Below are 16,628 nucleotides of genomic sequence, written 5' to 3'. Positions count from 1 at the left end.
GGGCGGGGCGGCCCAGGGCGGCGGCGGATGCCAGGCGAACGGCGGCGGTCCCCAGGCGCCCGCCGGCGGTGGCGGAAGACCGAGCCCCGGCGGCAGGGAGGGCGGGGCCCAGAGGCCGATCAGCGTGGCGGCCCCGAACGCCCCCACGACGAGCCCGGCCAGCCCGCTGCCGACCGCGACGCCGACGGGGTGCCGATGCAGGACCGAGGGTGGGGCTGCGGGGTGTGTGCTGTTTATCGGTTCCTCGACGGTCACTGTGCCTCCTGGTTTGCTGTGCTGGTGGCAGCGACGGTAGGAAGCGAAGCTGAAATCAAGCTGAAGCGGGCCGATTACGGCGCATGTCTTCAGGTTGGCTTCAGGAAACCGAGCCCCGGCGCGGTTAGCTGACGGCGGCGGGCTCGGGGGCGGTGTGCGTGGTGCGGCGGTGGTGCCGGCGGTGCTGGCGGATCTCGAAGACCAGCCCGGTCACCCCGAGGCTGGCCGTGCACAGCGACACCAGGAGCAGCGCCGGGCTGGGATGACCGGCGAGCGCATCGCCCAGGATCACCACCGCGGCGGTGCCGGGCAGCAACCCGGCGATGGTGGCGAACGTGTAAGGCGCCAGCCGCACGGTCGACGCGCCGGCGGCGTAGTTGATCGCCGAAAATGGCACCGCGGGGATCAGCCGCAGCGACAGGACGGCCAGCCAGCCGCGTTGGCGCAGGCGTTCGTCGACGGTGTCGATCGATCGGTGGCGAATCAGGCGGTTGAGCTGCCACCCGGCCGCGCGCACCAGCAGCAGCGCGAGCACCGCGCTGACCGTGCTGGCGACGACCGCGATCGCGACGCCCAGCAGCGGGCCGAACAGGAGCCCGGCGGCCAGGGTGAACGCCGTGCGGGGCACCGGCACCACCGTGGCCAGAACGTGAGTGCCCAGGAAAGCCAACGGGAACCAGGGGCCCACCGCCTCCGCCCAGTCCCGCATCTGCAGCGGCGTCGGCAGGGGGAGCCAGGTGGCCGCCGCGATCAGCGCTGTGATCCCGACCACTGCCGCAAGGGCCCGCGGTCGGGAGAGCTGACGCGCCGCCGCGCCCATCGTGGCACGGAGATCACGCAGTCTGGCGTTGATTTTGCAGGTGGCGGAAGCCGTCACGCCTGACAAGGGTACGGGCCGGGAGTGAATTATTCCTTTCCCGTCGCGGCGTTTCCCCGGCCATCCGCCTGTACTGCGGCCCGCGCGGTTTTTAGCCGGGAGGCCCCATCAATTAGCCTCATTAGTACGTGGCAGAGCCCCATTTGCAGGGATAAAGGGAGCAATCGGTGTCCATTGATGTACCCGAGCTCGCCGACCTAGAACAGGTTCGCGGGCGTTGGCGCAGTGCGGTCGCCGGTGTGCTGGCCAAGAGCACCCGCAAGGATCCCGACCAGCTCGGGGACGAGCCGGAGCGGCTGCTGGAGACCCCCACGTATGACGGAATCGCCATCCGGGCGCTCTACTCCGCGCTCGACGAGTTGCCCGAACCGCCGCTGCCCGGCGAGTGGCCGTACGTGCGTGGCGGAGACGCGCTGCGCGACGTCAACGCCGGCTGGAAGGTGGCCGAGGCGTTCCCCGTTGCCGGCGGCGACGGCAACGCGGCGGTGCTGGCCGCCCTCACCGAAGGCGTCAGCGCGCTGCGGATCAGGGTGGGCCAGTCCGGGGTCGCACCCGCCGAACTCGCGCAATTGCTCTCGGGGGTGTACCTCGACCTGGTGCCCGTCATCCTCGACGCCGGCGCCGACTACCCCGAGGCCTGCGACGCCCTGCTGGCGCTGATCGACGAGCTGGGTCCGGACCAGCGCGGCACGCTCTCGGTCGACCTGGGCGCCGACCCGCTGACCGCGAAGCTCAGCGGCCGCGAGTCCGCCTCGACGGAGCAAGTGGTCGCGGCGGCGACCCGCGCGGCCGCGAGCCGCGGCGTGCGGGCGATCACCGTCGACGGCCCCGCCCTGCACAACCTGGGCGCCAACGCGACCTGGGAGCTGGCCGGCAGCATCGCGGCCGCGGTCGGCTACCTGCGGTTGCTCACCGAATCCGGGCTCCCCGTCGCACAAGCCTTGCGGCAGATCAGCTTCCGGCTGGCCGCCGACGACGACCAGTTCCTGACAATCGCCAAGCTGCGCGCCGCGCGCCGGCTCTGGGCGCGGGTCGCCGAGGTCGTCGGCGACCCCGAGGGCGGCGCCGCCGTCGTGCACGCGGAGACCTCGCTGCCGATGATGACCCAGCGCGACCCGTGGGTGAACATGCTGCGCGGCACCGTGGCCGCCTTCGGCGCGGGGGTCGGCGGCGCCGACACCGTGCTGGTGCTCCCGTTCGACGTGGCCATCGCGGGCGGCTTTCCCGGTGTGGCCAACGGCTTCTCGCGGCGCATCGCCCGCAACACCCAGCTGCTGCTGCTGGAGGAGTCGCACGTCGGGCAGGTGCTGGACCCCGCCGGCGGGTCGTGGTTCGTCGAGGACCTCACCGAGCAGCTGGCGCAACAGGCCTGGAAGCACTTCCAGGACATCGAGGCTCGCGGCGGATTCGCCGACGCCACCGACCACATCGCGGAGCGGATCGCCGGCGTCGCCGCGGGGCGCGCCGACGACATCGCGCATCGGCGCACCGCGATCACCGGCGTCAACGAATACCCGAACCTCGAGGAACCGCCGCTGCCCCAAGCCGATTCGGCGACCGAAATCCGGCGCTACGCCGCGCAATTCGAGGAGCTGCGGGATCGGTCCGACGCCTATTTGGCCCGCACCGGCGCGCGCCCGAAGGCGCTGCTGCTGCCGCTGGGGCCGTTGGCGGAACACAACATTCGCGCGACGTTCGCCGCCAACCTGCTGGCCTCGGGCGGCATCGAGGCGATCAACCCCGGGCCGGTCGACGCCGCGGGGATCGCGGCGGCCGTAGCGGCGGCCGGCTCGCCGGCCGTGGCCGTTATCTGCGGTACCGACAAGCGCTATCACGACGAGGCCGCGGGCGCCGTCGAGGCGGCCCGGACCGCCGGCGTCAAGACGGTCTGCCTGGCCGGGCCCGAGCGCGCGCTGGGCGACGCCCAGCACCGGCCGGACGAATACCTGACCGCGAAGATCAATGCGGTGCAAGCCTTGTCGGATCTGCTCACGCGATTGGGGGCGTAGCTATGACGATGACCACACCCGCGATCGGCAACTTCTCGGACGTCCCGCTGCACGGCGATCGCGACGGGCGGCCGCCCACCGAGGCCGCCGCGGAAGAGCAGGCCGCCGCGTCCGCGTCGGCGCACGGATACGCCCCCGAACAGCTGCACTGGCACACGCCCGAGGGCATCGACGTCAAGCCGGTGTACATCGCCGCAGACCGCGCCACCGCGGTGGCCGAGGGCTATCCGCTGAACAGCTTCCCCGGCGAGCCGCCCTTCGTGCGCGGCCCCTATCCGACCATGTACGTCAACCAGCCCTGGACGATCCGCCAGTACGCCGGGTTCTCCACCGCCGCGGATTCCAACGCGTTCTACCGGCGCAACCTCGCCGCCGGCCAGAAGGGCCTATCCGTGGCCTTCGACCTGGCCACGCACCGCGGCTACGACTCCGACCACCCCCGCGTCCAGGGTGACGTCGGAATGGCCGGTGTGGCAATCGATTCCATCCTCGACATGCGGCAGCTGTTCGACGGCATCGACCTGTCGGCGGTGTCCGTGTCGATGACCATGAACGGCGCAGTGCTGCCCATCCTGGCGCTGTACGTGGTGGCTGCCGAGGAACAGGGGGTGCCGCCGGAGAAGCTGGCCGGCACCATCCAGAACGACATCCTCAAAGAGTTCATGGTGCGCAACACCTACATCTACCCGCCCAAGCCGTCGATGCGCATCATCTCCGACATCTTCGCCTACACCAGCGCCAAGATGCCGAAGTTCAACTCCATCTCGATCTCCGGTTACCACATCCAGGAGGCCGGTGCCACAGCGGATTTGGAGCTCGCCTACACGCTGGCCGACGGCGTTGACTACATCAAGGCGGGCCTGGACGCCGGCCTGGACATCGACAAGTTCGCGCCCCGGCTGTCGTTCTTCTGGGGCATCGGCATGAACTTCTTCATGGAGGTCGCCAAGCTGCGCGCCGGCCGGCTGCTGTGGAGCGAACTGGTGTCGCAGTTCGGGCCCAAGAATCCCAAATCGCTGTCGCTGCGCACACATTCGCAGACCTCCGGCTGGTCGCTGACCGCCCAGGACGCCTTCAACAACGTCGCGCGCACCTGCATCGAGGCGATGGCCGCCACCCAGGGGCACACCCAGTCGCTGCACACCAATGCGCTGGACGAGGCGCTGGCGCTGCCCACCGACTTCTCCGCCCGGATCGCGCGCAACACCCAGCTTTTGTTGGCGCAGGAGTCGGGGACCACCCGGCCGATCGACCCGTGGGGCGGTTCCTATTACGTGGAGTGGCTGACCCATCGGCTCGCGCAGGCGGCCCGCGCCCACATGGCCGAGATCGCGGAGCACGGCGGCATGGCGCAGGCCATCGACGACGGCATCCCCAAGATGCGCATCGAGGAGGCCGCCGCGCGCACCCAGGCCCGCATCGACTCCGGCCAGCAGCCGGTGATCGGGGTGAACAAGTACCAGGTCGACGAGGACCAGGAGATCGAGGTCCTCAAGGTCGAGAACAGCCGCGTGCGCGCCGAGCAGCTGGCGAAACTTCAAGAGCTGCGCGCGAACCGGGACCAGCAGGCCGTCGACGCCGCCCTGGCCGAGCTGTCGCGCGCCGCGGCCGCCACCGGCCGCGCCGGTGACGACGGTTTGGGCAACAACCTGCTGGCGCTGGCCATCGACGCGGCCCGGGCCAAGGCCACGGTCGGCGAGATCTCCGACGCGCTGGAAAAGGTGTATGGCCGTCACCAGGCGGAGATCCGTACTATCGCCGGGGTCTACCGTCACGAAGCCGGAAAGGCCACCAACATCGCCACCGCCACCGAATTGGTCGAGAAATTCGCCGAGGCCGACGGGCGCCGGCCCAGGATTCTGGTGGCCAAGATGGGTCAGGACGGCCACGACCGCGGGCAGAAGGTGATCGCGACGGCTTTCGCCGACATCGGGTTCGACGTCGACGTCGGGTCGCTGTTCTCCACGCCCGAGGAGGTCGCCCGCCAGGCCGCCGACAACGACGTGCATGTCATCGGGGTGTCCTCACTGGCCGCGGGCCACCTGACGCTGGTGCCGGCACTCCGCGACGCCCTGGCCGAGGTCGGACGGCCCGACATCATGATCGTCGTCGGTGGCGTCATCCCGCCCGGCGACTTCGACGACCTGTACGCCGCCGGGGCCACCGCCATCTTCCCGCCCGGGACGGTGATCGCCGACGCCGCGATCGGTCTGCTGCACAAGCTCGCCGAGCGGCTTGAATACAAGCTGGATTAGTTCGCGGTGCGCGGAACGCCGTGCTGATCTTGGCTTGTCACTGATGCGCCTGTAGCTTCGCCGACGGCCGTCGCGTTTCGTATTCATACCGGGCCATTTGATCGTGGATTTCGCCAATTTTGGATATTGTCCAAACAATTCCAAGAACCGAAAATCCCTTCCGCTGAAGGGCCAAAGTCCCTATCGCATTCGTGCGGTGTCGGTTATTCTCCGGCCAACCTTTATCGGGAAAGGTGGCCGCGATGCCGGTATTGGCAATTTACACGCATCCTGCCGGTCACCTTATTGGACGCAGACAGCCGGACCTGGCGGACCGGCTGCCACGCGTATACGCCCTGACGTCGGTTTGGGTGATCGCCTGGGTCGCCGCCCACATGTTTTTTCAGCGGATCGTCTTTTCGAACGATTTATGGTGGTTGCAGTACTACGTCGTCAATTACGAATCGGGATTCGTGCGCCGCGGGCTCGGCGGCGAACTCCTCCGCATATTTCCCCGGTCCCACTACTTCACCGCCGCGTATGCGGTCCTGTGGGTGTCCATGGCGGTTTGGCTGATCGCGCTGGCCGTGCTGATGTGGCGGATTGTGTCGACGGGCGCCAGATCGCAGCGCAAAACACTTCTTGCGCTGGTCGTTCCGGTGCTGCCGTTCGCGTTTTCCTATGCCGTCTACAGCCCGCATCCGGAACTGTTCGGCATGGCCGCATTGCTGGCCTTCAGCGTTTCGCTTACCGCGGTAAGCACGCCCCGCTCCCGGATGATCCTGAGCGCGTTATATGGCATCGCGATCGCGGTGCTGGCGTTCGTCCACGAAGCGATTCCGCTGGCGTTCGCGCTCGGCGCCGTGCTGGCGATCATCGTTCTGTCGAAGGACGCGACGCGTCGCTCACAACGAGTATGCGCGGTGTTGGCCGTCGGTCCGGGGATCCTTTCGACGCTGTCGGTCGCCGCGCTGAGCCGCCGCGATCTCGTGGCGCAGTTGTGTGCCCAAGTGCCCCACGGGATGGTGGAAAATCCGTGGGCGGTTTCGACGACGCCGAACAGGGCCCTGGATTACATGCTCGGTCGCGTCGAGAGCCGGACGGACTTCCACGACTTCATGTGCAGCCGCGTGATCCCGATTTTCGAGGCCGACACATCCGGCGCCGTCAGCATGCTGATCCGGTGGGGCTTTTTCCCGCTCCTTGGCGCATTCCTCCTCGGGTTGGTGTACTTCGTCGGCACGGCCTGGACGATCCGCTATTTCTCCGGCGTTCCGGTCCGGGCCTTCCTCCACGAGCTTCGGCACAATCTGACGTTGCCCCTGCTGGCGTCGGCGTTGCTGGTTCCGGTGTTCGTCACGGCCGTCGACTGGACCCGCTGGTGGATCCTGATCACCTGCGATGTGGCAATGGTCTACGTCCTCTACGCGATCAACCGTCGGGAGATCGAGCAAGCGCCGTCGAGGAGAAACCTGCTGGCCTTCGTCTGCATCGTGGCGGCGCTTGCCGTGATACCGACGGGAGCCGCCAACAACGTCGGCGTGTGGAGCGTGCACCTTTTCTGACCCGGCGGCCCTATACGCTGGTGGACCGTGCCGGTATCCGGAAACGACGACGCCGTCGATCAATTGGCCAAGGCCGTCCTCGGTGGCGACCGCGCGGCGCTGCCCCGGGCCATCACGCTGCTGGAGTCCACCCGTGCCGACCACCACGAGCAGGCCCAACGGCTGCTGCTGGAGTTGACGCCGCACGCCGGCAATGCCCACCGGGTCGGCATCACCGGGACCCCCGGGGTGGGAAAGTCCACCAGCATCGAGGCGCTCGGCATGCATCTGATCGAGCACGGCCACCGGGTGGCGGTGTTGGCCGTCGACCCGTCGTCGACGCGCACCGGCGGGTCGATCCTCGGCGACAAGACGCGGATGGCGCGGCTGGCGGTGCACCCCGACGCCTACATCCGCCCGTCGCCGACCTCGGGCACGTTGGGCGGTGTCGCGAAGGCCACCCGGGAGGCGATCGTGCTGCTGGAGGCCGCCGGGTTCGACGTGATCCTCGTCGAGACCGTTGGTGTGGGCCAGTCCGAGGTGGCCGTGGCAAACATGGTGGACACGTTCGTCCTGCTGACCCTGGCCCGCAGCGGCGACCAGCTGCAGGGCATCAAGAAGGGCGCGCTGGAGTTGGCCGACATCGTGGTGGTCAACAAGGCCGACGGGGAGCACCTGCCCGAGGCGCGTAAGGCCGCCCGTGAGCTGTCCGCGGCGATCAGGTTGATCCATCCGGGTGAAACGCTCTGGCGGCCACCGGTTCTCACCATGAGCGCGACGGAGGGAACCGGCCTGGCCGAGCTGTGGGAGACCATCGAGCGCCACCGCCGGGTGCTCGCCGACGCCGGCGAGCTGGACGAGCGCCGCCGGGCCCAGCAGGTCGACTGGACCTGGCAGATGGTTCGCGACGCCGTGCTGGACCGGGTGCTGTCCAACCCGGCCGTCCGCAAACTTCGCGCCGACGTGGAACGCCAGGTCAAGGCCGGGGAGCTGACCCCGGCGCTCGCGGCCCAGCAAATACTTAAGGCTGCGTCCGGCTAACGGAAAGGTAAATTAACGGCCGATTCCCCGACGGACGGTATGAATTCCAAGTAAATTCAATACTGTGACGATGGAGTCCCGGGTCGCTCGCCGCGCGGTCCCTGTCCACGATGGCCCCGACGCAGGCCACCGTGTGTCCGGTGCGGCGGACCCACATTTCGCCTGCGCCGTTCGAAGTTTTTCCACCATGTTCCCGGCCCGCCGGTTCGGCGGCGGGGCGCTGGCCGTCTACGTCGACGGTCAACCCGCCGTCGACGTGTGGACCGGCTGGGAGGACCGCGGCGGTGACATACCGTGGTCGGCCGACACCGCCCCGATGGTGTTCTCGGCGACCAAGGGCATGGCCGCCACCGTCATCCACCGGCTCGCCGACCGTGGGCTCATCGACTACGAGGCGCCCGTCGCCGAGTACTGGCCGGAGTTCGGGGCCAACGGCAAAGCCGAAATCACCGTGCGGCAGGTGATGAGACATCACGCCGGGCTGTCGGGCCTGCGCGGCGCCAGCCAGGAAGACCTGCTGGACCACGCGCTGATGGAGGAACGGCTGGCGGCCGCGTCGCCGGGACGCCTGCTGGGCAAATCCGCCTATCACGCGCTGACCTTCGGCTGGCTGATGTCCGGGCTCGCCCGGGGCGTGACCGGCAAGGGCATGCGCGCGCTGATCCGCGAGGAGCTCGCCGAGCCGCTGGGCACCGACGGAATGCACCTGGGCCGCCCGCCGGCCGAGTCCCCGACGCGGGCCGCGCAGATCATCATGCCGCAGAACATCGTCGTCAATCCGGTCCTCAACTACGTGACGCAAAAGGTCGCCCACGAGCTGTCCGGCGGCTGGCGGTCGATGTACTTCCCGGGGTTCATCGCCGCGGCCCAGGGCGAGATCCCGTTGCTGGACGCCGAGATCCCGGCGGCCAACGGCGTGGTGACCGCCCGCGCGCTCGCCCGCATGTACGGGGCGATCGCCAACGGCGGCGAGATCGACGGCACCCAATTCTTGTCCCGCGAGCTGGTCGCCGGGCTGACCGGTCGGCGGAGCCTGCGGCCGGACCGAAACCTGTTCGTGCCGTTGGCTTTCCACCTGGGCTACCACAGTCTGCCGATCGGCAACGTGATGCCGGGCTTCGGCCACGTCGGGCTGGGCGGTTCGGTCGGCTGGGCCAACCCGGCGGAGGGAGTGGCGTTCGCGCTGGTGCACAACCGGCTGCTCACGCCGTTCGTGATGACCGATCACGCCGCGTTCGTCGGGATCTACAAGCTGATCCGCGACGCCGCCGCGAAGGTGCGCAAGCGCGGTCTGCAGCCCGTGACTGAGTTCGGCGCGCCGTTCTCGGAGCCTGGAGCCGTCGCCGGCTAGCGGCATCGGCTCGTAAAGCCGAGGTGACGCGGTGCGTTATTTGGACAGCCTCGGTTTGCTGAAAACGCCCACGCTCGGATGCGTCAACTCGTACGCTCCAAACCGATGGGGCCCACATAGCAAACGTATCGCCCTTGTCGTCGCGCAACCCATGGGCCGGGTTTGAGGCAAGGGGCCGGAGGGGGCATCTGGCATGGTGAATCAACCCGATAAGCGCATCTGCATCATCGGCGGAGCCGGCCACGTCGGTCTTCCGCTCGCGCTGGTGCTCGCAGACGTCGGATTCAACGTCGACATCCTGGACACCAACGCGGCCGCGTTGAAGACGATCATGGCCGGCCGGATGCCATTCGTCGAAAACGGAGCCCAGGATCTGCTCAAGCGGTTGCTGCCGACCGGGCGCATCTCGGCCACCACGGACTCGTGGGCGGTCAGGAATTCCGACATCGTGATCTGCGTCGTCGGGACGCCGGTGGACGAATACCTGACGCCGCAGGCGCACACCTTCTTCCGCATCATCGACGAGATCAGCCCGTACTTCCACGACGGCCAGACGCTCGTGCTCAGAAGCACCGTCTACCCGGGCCTGAGCCAGCGCGTCCACGACATGTTCGCCGACCGGGGTATCGGCGTTCACGTCACCTTCTGCCCGGAGCGCATCGCGCAGGGCCACTCGATTCGCGAGCTGCGGATGATCCCGCAGATCATCAGCGGCTTCGACACCGAGGGGCGCCGGATCGTCCGCGAGCTCTTCTCGCAGATCACCAGCGAGATCATCGAGGTCGAGCCGCAGGAGGCCGAGCTGGCCAAGCTGTTCTGCAACGCGTACCGCTACATCCAGTTTGCGGTCGCCAACCAGTTCTACCTGCTCAGCCGCGAGGCCGGGCTCGACTTCGACCGCGTCCATCACGCGGCCACCTACAAGAACAGCCGGGTCGACAGCCTGCCCCGGGCCGGACTGGCGGCGGGCCCCTGCCTGCTGAAGGACACCATGCAGCTCGCCGCGTTCAGCAACAACAACTTCATGCTGGGGCACGCGGCCATGCTGATCAACGAGGGCCAGCCGCAGTTCATCGTCAACATGCTCAAGCGCCGGGTTGACTTGCGCGACAAGACCGTTGGCCTGCTCGGCATGACGTTCAAGGCGGACTGTGACGACACGCGCGACTCGCTGAGCTTCAAGCTCCGGCACCTGCTCATGCTGGAGGCCAAGAAGGTGATGCTGCACGACCCGTTCCTGGACGGCCCGGATTACTACGCGCTGGACGCCGTCTTGGGCCGGGCCGATGTGATCGTCATCGGCGTGCCCCACTCGATCTACCGGGGTCTGCAGATTCCGCGGGACAAGATCGTCGAGGACGTCTGGGGCTGCCTGGATGTCGCCGAACCCGAAGCGGAGGCGCCGAACGGAGCCCGGCTGGCGGCGCTGGGCACGGGAACGCCGGCCCAGTGAAGGTTCTCGTCACCGGCAGCGCGGGATTCATCAACGGCTACGTTGTCGACGAGCTGCTGTGCGCCGGCCATGAGGTCGTCGGTATCGACAACTACTCCAAATACGGCAAGGTCAAGAAGAGCTACGACGACCACCCGCGCTACACCTTCGTCGAGGGTGACGTCAAAGACGTCGATTTGATGTTTCAGCTGATCGAGGGGTGCGACCAGCTGGTGGCCAGTGCGGCCCGCATCGGCGGCATCACCTACTTCCACGAGTACGCCTACGACCTGTTGGCCGAGAACGAGCGCATCGCCGCCGCCCATTTCGACGCCGCCATCTACGCCTACCGCAAGGGCTGGCTCAAGAAGATCAACGTGATCAGTTCCTCGATGGTGTTCGAGAACGCCACGGTTTTCCCGACGCCGGAAAAGCACATCACCGAGTGTCCGCCCCCGACAAGCACTTACGGCTTTCAGAAGCTGGCCTGCGAGTACTTCGCGCACGGTGCCTATGAGCAGTACGGCCTGCCGTACACGATCATCCGACCCTTCAACTGCGTGGGCACCGGCGAGCAGCGGGCGCTCGGCGGCCGCGAAATCCCCAGCGGCAACGTCAAACTCGCGATGAGCCACGTCGTGCCCGACCTCATCCAGAAGGTGGCGAAGGGCCAGGACCCCCTGCACATCCTCGGCGACGGCACCCAGGTGCGCCACTACACCTACGGCGGCGACCTGGCGCGCGGCATCCGCACCTGCATGGAGCATCCGGCCGCGCTGAACGGGGACTTCAACCTTTCCACGCCCCAAGCCACCACCGTGCTGGAGCTGGCGGAGGTGATCTGGAAAAAGATGCGCCCCGACACTCCGTTTCGCTACGAGAGCGATCCGCCGTTCGAGCACGACGTCCAGTTGCGCTCACCGGATGTCCACAAGGCGTCCGAGGTTCTGGGTTTCGAGGCGGCGACGACGCTCGATGCCATGCTGGACGAGGTCATACCCTGGATCGTCGACGCCGTCGAGGCCGGAACCATCTGACGTGCAAGAGTTGTCGCCACCAGAACGTCATGCGCATCGCGGGTAAGCCCGACCTTCAACAGCTTTACCGCAATCGCTTCGGCCACGCCCGCGAGTCGCGGTCGGCCATCTGGGCCGTCTTGGTCCGGGACTTTTTCCAGGCGTGGATCAGGCGCAGCGACACGGTGGTCGACCTCGGTTGCGGCTACGGCGAGTTCCTCAACCACGTAAGCGCCGCGCGCCGGATCGGGGTTGACCTGAACCCGGACAGCGCCGACATGCTGGAGCCCGGCGTCGAGTTCCACCAGGGCCGGGCCGACGACCTCGGCTTCCTCGCAGACGGGTCGGTGGACGTCGTCTTCACGAGCAACCTGCTGGAACACCTGCGCAGCAAGGAAGAGGTGGAGCGCACCATCGCCGCCGCCCGCCGGATACTCAAGCCGGGCGGCCACCTCATCGCGATGGGACCGAACATTCGCTTCGTCCCCGGCGACTATTGGGACTTCTGGGATCACATGGTGCCGATCAGCGATCGCTCACTCACGGAGTTGCTGCTGTCCTGCGGCTTCGAGGTCGTGGACAGCTGCGACCGGTTTCTGCCCTACACCTCGTCCTCGCCGTTGCCGCAGGCGCCGATCCTGGTGCGCGGGTACCTACGGTCCAGAATGGCGTGGCCAATCTTGGGCAAGCAGTTCGTGATTCGCGCCCGCAAGCCGGGACCTCCGTCCGGTGCGGACGATCTGGTGAGCGTGGTCATCCCGGTTTACAACGAGGGCGAAAACATTCAGGTCTGTGTCCGCAGGCTCACCGAGGCGTTGGCCGACACCCCGCATGAGCTGCTGGTGTGCTACGACTTCGACGAGGACACCACGCTGCCGGCGCTGGCCGCGATGCCCGGCAGGCCGGACACCGTGCGGCTGGTGCGTAACTCGCTAGGGAAGGGCGTGGCGAACGCCCTGATCGCCGGTTTTGCGGCCGCCCGCGGTGACGTCGTCGTCACCAGCATGGCGGACCTATCCGATCCACCTTCGGTGATTCCGTTGATGGCGGCCAAGATTCGCGACGAGGGGGCGCACGTCGTCAGCGGGTCCCGGTATATGCCAGGGGGCACCCAGCGCGGCGGCCCCCGGCTGAAGACGCTGATGTCGCGGACCGCCGGGCTCAGCCTGCATTACGTGGGCCGCGTCCGGACGCACGACGCCACCACGAACTTCCGCGCCTACAGCCGCCGGTTTCTCGACGAGGTTCCCGTCGAGAGCGGGCGAGGGTTCGAGGTGGGGCTGGAGCTCACCACGAAGGCGCATCTGCTCGGCTACCGGGTCGACGAGGTCCCCAGCAGCTGGGATGACCGAACCGCCGGCACCAGCAAGTTCGATTTGGTCGGCTGGCTGCCCGCCTACCTGCATTGGTACGGCTTGGCCATGCGGCGTCCGGTATTGCAGTGGGCGGGAGGCGGTTTGGCGTCGCTCGGGGCGCTGCGGCTGCTGCGGCGGTACGGAAAGACCCCACGATGAAGGTGCCCCTGGTCGACCGCCGCCATCACTCGGCGCCCGACGACGCACCGGGGGACACGCCGACACCTCGGAAGGGCGTTGTCGTGCTGCTGGCCGCGGTCGCCTGCACCGTCCTCGGCGCGAAGCTGATCGCCATTTGGGCACTGGGTTCCCCGGTGCCGCTGGTGGATCAGTGGGACGGCGAGGCGGCCGGGCTGTATTCGCCGTATCTGCGGGGCACGCTTTCTCTCGGCGATCTCTTTGCCGCGCACAACGAACACCGCATCTTCGTTTTCCGCGTGCTGGCGCTGGTGCACCTCGAACTTGCCGGCGAATGGAACACGCGCCTCGAGATGATCCTGGGCGCGATCGTGCACACGGCGGCGATCACCTGGCTGGCGGCGCTGCTCGTGCCCCTGGTCGCGCCGCAACGCCGGATCGTCCTGGCGGCCTTCATCGCATTGGCGTTCGCACTTCCGATCGGCTTCGAGAACGAGCTGTCGGGTTTCCAGACGCAGGTGTACCTCTCGTTGCTCTTCGGCATCGCGGCTGTGGTTGCGTTCGCGTACGCGCGCCCGTTCTCCGCGCGCTGGTTCGGCGGATTGGCCGCCGCGGTCCTCAGCTACTTCTCTTTCGCGACCGGGGTGGCCGCCGCGCTCGGCGCCGCGGCGCTGGTCGGCTTGCAGATGGCCACCGGCGCCCGGCGGCGGTGCGGTCGGGAGTTCGCCGGCGTCGCCGTCGTCGCAGCACTCGTGCTGGCGGCGATCCTGTGGTCGGCGTCGACGGCCAAGCAGATGAGCACGCCGTGGACCCTCGTCCAGGGATTGCTGCTCGTCGGCGGTCAGGTGATCGTCGGACTGGTCCCGATGATCTGGTTCTGCCGGCACACGCTGTCGCGGCGGCCGGCCCTGTCCGACCGCGCCTGGCTGGCGGTCGGAATTTCGGTGTGGCTGGTCATTCAGCTTGCGCTGCTCGCCTACGGGCGGGGGGCCGCGCTGGCGGTGCGATATATGGACATCGTTTTGCTGGTCTACCCGGTGGGTTTGATGGCGATACTGGCGCTCTTCGAGAGCGCGCGGGCCTCGAGATTCGGCCGATACGCCGGCCCGGGCGCCGTGACGTGGGTGTTCGTCGTGGTAGCCGCCTTTGCGCTGCTGGGCTATGTGTCCGCGGTGGGGGCCATCGGGTGGGGGGAATCGGCGCGCCAACAGGCGGTCAACGTCCAGACCTACTTCGCCACGCGCAATGTCGACGACCTCAAAGCCACGGGCGGCGGCGGCCACCTGTTCGATCTCTCGTATCCGAATTCCCGGCGATTGGCCGCGATTTTGGCCGATCCCGGCGTGCGAGGGATCCTGCCGCACGAAGTCAGGCCCGCCGACGGCGACAATGCCGCCGCCCGCAGTCGCATGGTGCTCAAGGGGGCGCTCGCGCACGTCACCGCCGGCGGCGTGCGCCTGGCATTCCTGCTGGGACCCGCGTTGCTGGCGGTCGGAATGGGTGTGTTTTTCGCGGTCGGTGCGCGGCGAAGCCTCGCCGCTTCATCATGAACGATTAGCTTTTGCCGGTGTGGTCGCCGAACCCCGCCCGGGGTATCCCGTCGGCGCGTAAGCTTGGCGCCGTCCTACGAAGAGGGGGAAAATGCGTTCGGCGATCAAGGAATTCGCGCGGCCCAACTCCGCGGCCAGCGTCTTCTCATTTCTGAAATACGCCCAGTGGCGATTGCCGTTTCGTCAGTACCGTTCGTTCGTCGAGAACAAGCACGGTGTCGAGGTTGGCGGCCCGAGCGCACTCTTCAGGACGGTGCTGCCGGTCTACGAATTCGTCGGCCGATTGGATGGTGTGAATTTCTCCACGGACACCATCTGGGAGGGCCGGCTCGAATCGGGCGAGAATTTTAATTACTACAAGAACAGGACCGGCCACCAGTTCATCGCGGACGCGACCGACCTGAGCGATATCGCGAGTGAGAGCCGCGACTTCCTCTTGTCGTCGAATTGCCTGGAGCACGTCGCCAATCCCCTCAAGGCCCTCACCGAGTGGAAAAGGGTGATCAAGCCCGGCGGCGCGCTGATACTCGTGCTGCCCAACAAAGACAGCAACTTCGACCATCGCCGTCCGTTCACCACGTTCGAGCACTTGCTGGACGATTTCAACGGCGACGTGGGGGAGGACGACCTCACGCACCTGGAGGAAATCCTCGCGCTGCACGACTTGCCGATGGACCCTCCCGCCGGTGATTTAGAGCATTTTCGGCAGCGCAGCCTGAAGAACTTCGAGAACCGGACTCTGCACCACCACGTGTTCGACGTCCCGCTGATCGAAAGGATGCTGGATCACGTCGGGTTCGAGATCCTGGACGTGACGACCACGAGAACGGACTTCTTCGCGTTGAGCCGGAAGAAATCCTGAGGCCCGGTCAGTCGGCTTTGACGCCGATGAATGTCCCTCGGAGGTTCGATTCGTAGGAGCCGCCAAGCAAATTCTCGGCGATGCTCGGTTCGAGGTTGGCATACTCTTCCATCACCAGGTCGAACCCTACGTCCTTGAGCGTCTGGAGCAGGTATTCGCGCTGGATCCAGAACGATTGCCGATTATCCCAGGACGACCATTTGGCGGTGTCTCGCGTGCCAAACGATTGGTCGTTCGAAAACTCCATGAACCACCTGCCGGGGAGGCCCTCGTTCTCCGTGGGCGATGAAAGGCGGTGCATCGTGGGTGAGGGCCGTCTCGCGAACCGTGCCGCTATCCGCCGCGCCAACAACCCCAATTTGGTGTCCCTCGGACCGATAAGCGAAAAATGCGTCTGCAGTATCAACAGCTTCTTCGTGACGGCTGACAGGGTTTCGAGGTACTTCTTCGGCTGGTCGAGGTGGTAGAGCAGGCCGCAGCAGAAGACGGCGTCGAACTGGCCGTAGTTCGCGATGTTCAAGGCGTTGTCCTGGACAAACTCCAGATGCGGAAGGTCGGTCTTCGATTTGACGTAGTTGCAGGCGGCGACGTTCAATTCCCGCACCTCAATGCCCAGCACCTGAAATCCCAGCCGGGCAAACTCGACCGAATACCCGCCCTCCAGGCAGCCCACGTCCGCCAGGCGCAGTTGACTTTTGTCGCCGGGGAACACCGTTTCCAAGATCTTGCGGGACGAGATGAACCACGGATGATCCACCATCGAATGCGTAGAGTCAGGCTTCGTGTACGTTCCGTCGTCAAGGCGGATGTTATGCGCGGTGAACTCTAGCGTGTTTTCAAATTTTCCAAGTGCCATGCCAACTGAGTCCTTCATGTGGGTAAGCCGTCCGACAACGGGAGGGCCGCACCGAGTGTCCCCCCTTCGCGCGTTGATAGGTTAGGCCAACCCCCCGTCCTTCGTGCG

Annotated in this window: 12 protein-coding genes and 1 pseudogene; 10 read left to right on the top strand and 3 right to left on the bottom strand. The window is 67.0% G+C overall.

The window, feature by feature from the left end; translation table 11 throughout:
* Together AWB89_RS27080 and AWB89_RS20470 are read right to left on the bottom strand one after the other, a co-directional pair.
* Positions 1–255, bottom strand: a pseudogene (locus AWB89_RS27080) (hypothetical protein); the annotation flags it as partial.
* A gap of 124 nt (positions 256–379) precedes the next feature.
* Entirely contained in the window at positions 380–1,132 is a 753-nt protein-coding gene (locus tag AWB89_RS20470) for a TVP38/TMEM64 family protein (RefSeq protein WP_085096760.1), read from the bottom strand.
* A 167-nt stretch (positions 1,133–1,299) separates the two neighbouring features.
* On the opposite strand from AWB89_RS20470, the gene mutA reads away from it, so the two are divergent.
* The 10 genes from mutA to AWB89_RS20420 all read left to right on the top strand — a co-directional run bounded on the left by mutA (position 1,300) and on the right by AWB89_RS20420 (position 15,664).
* On the top strand, positions 1,300–3,141 hold the full coding sequence (mutA, locus tag AWB89_RS20465; protein ID WP_085176127.1) for a methylmalonyl-CoA mutase small subunit: 1,842 nt from the start codon (positions 1,300–1,302) through the stop codon (positions 3,139–3,141).
* Positions 3,142–3,143: 2 nt separating this feature from the next.
* Positions 3,144–5,396 (top strand): methylmalonyl-CoA mutase, encoded by a 2,253-nt coding sequence (scpA, locus tag AWB89_RS20460; protein WP_085096753.1) that lies wholly within the window; start codon positions 3,144–3,146, stop codon positions 5,394–5,396.
* 242 nt (positions 5,397–5,638) lie between these two features.
* Positions 5,639–6,940 carry a hypothetical protein gene (locus AWB89_RS20455; protein WP_241520550.1) on the top strand — a complete coding sequence of 434 codons (1,302 nt, stop codon included), beginning with the start codon at positions 5,639–5,641 and terminating at the stop codon, positions 6,938–6,940.
* A gap of 27 nt (positions 6,941–6,967) precedes the next feature.
* Positions 6,968–7,960: a methylmalonyl Co-A mutase-associated GTPase MeaB gene (meaB, locus tag AWB89_RS20450; protein ID WP_085096750.1), complete on the top strand. Its 993-nt coding sequence runs from the start codon at positions 6,968–6,970 to the stop codon at positions 7,958–7,960.
* 70 nt (positions 7,961–8,030) lie between these two features.
* Complete coding sequence (gene lipL / locus AWB89_RS20445; RefSeq protein WP_276073958.1) at positions 8,031–9,311, top strand: esterase/beta-lactamase LipL; 1,281 nt, start codon at positions 8,031–8,033, stop codon at positions 9,309–9,311.
* 193 nt (positions 9,312–9,504) lie between these two features.
* The gene (locus AWB89_RS20440; protein WP_085176123.1) at positions 9,505–10,764 is read left to right on the top strand and encodes a nucleotide sugar dehydrogenase; all 1,260 of its coding nucleotides are present in this window, start codon (positions 9,505–9,507) and stop codon (positions 10,762–10,764) included.
* Entirely contained in the window at positions 10,761–11,780 is a 1,020-nt protein-coding gene (locus tag AWB89_RS20435) for an NAD-dependent epimerase/dehydratase family protein (protein WP_085176120.1), read from the top strand. The genes AWB89_RS20440 and AWB89_RS20435 overlap by 4 nt, the downstream gene beginning before the upstream one ends.
* Positions 11,781–11,809: 29 nt before the next feature.
* Complete coding sequence (locus AWB89_RS20430; protein ID WP_085176118.1) at positions 11,810–13,273, top strand: glycosyltransferase; 1,464 nt, start codon at positions 11,810–11,812, stop codon at positions 13,271–13,273.
* Positions 13,270–14,802: a hypothetical protein gene (locus AWB89_RS20425; protein ID WP_085176116.1), complete on the top strand. Its 1,533-nt coding sequence runs from the start codon at positions 13,270–13,272 to the stop codon at positions 14,800–14,802. Before AWB89_RS20430 ends, AWB89_RS20425 begins: the two co-directional genes overlap by 4 nt.
* Before the next feature lie 91 nt (positions 14,803–14,893).
* Positions 14,894–15,664, top strand: a complete 771-nt coding sequence (locus tag AWB89_RS20420; RefSeq protein WP_085176114.1) for a methyltransferase domain-containing protein — start codon at positions 14,894–14,896, stop codon at positions 15,662–15,664.
* Between the two features lie 7 nt (positions 15,665–15,671).
* Here the strand turns inward: AWB89_RS20420 and AWB89_RS20415 are convergent, their stop codons facing one another.
* A complete protein-coding gene (locus tag AWB89_RS20415; RefSeq protein WP_085176112.1) occupies positions 15,672–16,520 on the bottom strand; it encodes a class I SAM-dependent methyltransferase in 849 nt (282 codons plus the stop codon).
* Positions 16,521–16,628 lie beyond the last annotated feature (108 nt).

This window comes from Mycobacterium paraense, from assembly GCF_002101815.1.
Taxonomy (GTDB): Bacteria; Actinomycetota; Actinomycetes; order Mycobacteriales; family Mycobacteriaceae; genus Mycobacterium; species Mycobacterium paraense.
This window is presented reverse-complemented; position numbering and strand designations above follow the sequence as displayed.

What these genes read in the sequence shown, in the direction of transcription:
- scpA (WP_085096753.1), top strand. Translation starts at nt 3,144, where the DNA reads ATGACGATGACCACACCCGCGATCGGCAACTTCTCGGACGTCCCGCTG.
- AWB89_RS20455 (WP_241520550.1), top strand. Translation starts at nt 5,639, where the DNA reads ATGCCGGTATTGGCAATTTACACGCATCCTGCCGGTCACCTTATTGGA.
- lipL (WP_276073958.1), top strand. Translation starts at nt 8,031, where the DNA reads ATGGAGTCCCGGGTCGCTCGCCGCGCGGTCCCTGTCCACGATGGCCCC.
- AWB89_RS20440 (WP_085176123.1), top strand. Translation starts at nt 9,505, where the DNA reads ATGGTGAATCAACCCGATAAGCGCATCTGCATCATCGGCGGAGCCGGC.
- AWB89_RS20430 (WP_085176118.1), top strand. Translation starts at nt 11,810, where the DNA reads ATGCGCATCGCGGGTAAGCCCGACCTTCAACAGCTTTACCGCAATCGC.
- AWB89_RS20425 (WP_085176116.1), top strand. Translation starts at nt 13,270, where the DNA reads ATGAAGGTGCCCCTGGTCGACCGCCGCCATCACTCGGCGCCCGACGAC.
- AWB89_RS20420 (WP_085176114.1), top strand. Translation starts at nt 14,894, where the DNA reads ATGCGTTCGGCGATCAAGGAATTCGCGCGGCCCAACTCCGCGGCCAGC.
- AWB89_RS20415 (WP_085176112.1), bottom strand. Translation starts at nt 16,520, where the DNA reads ATGGCACTTGGAAAATTTGAAAACACGCTAGAGTTCACCGCGCATAAC.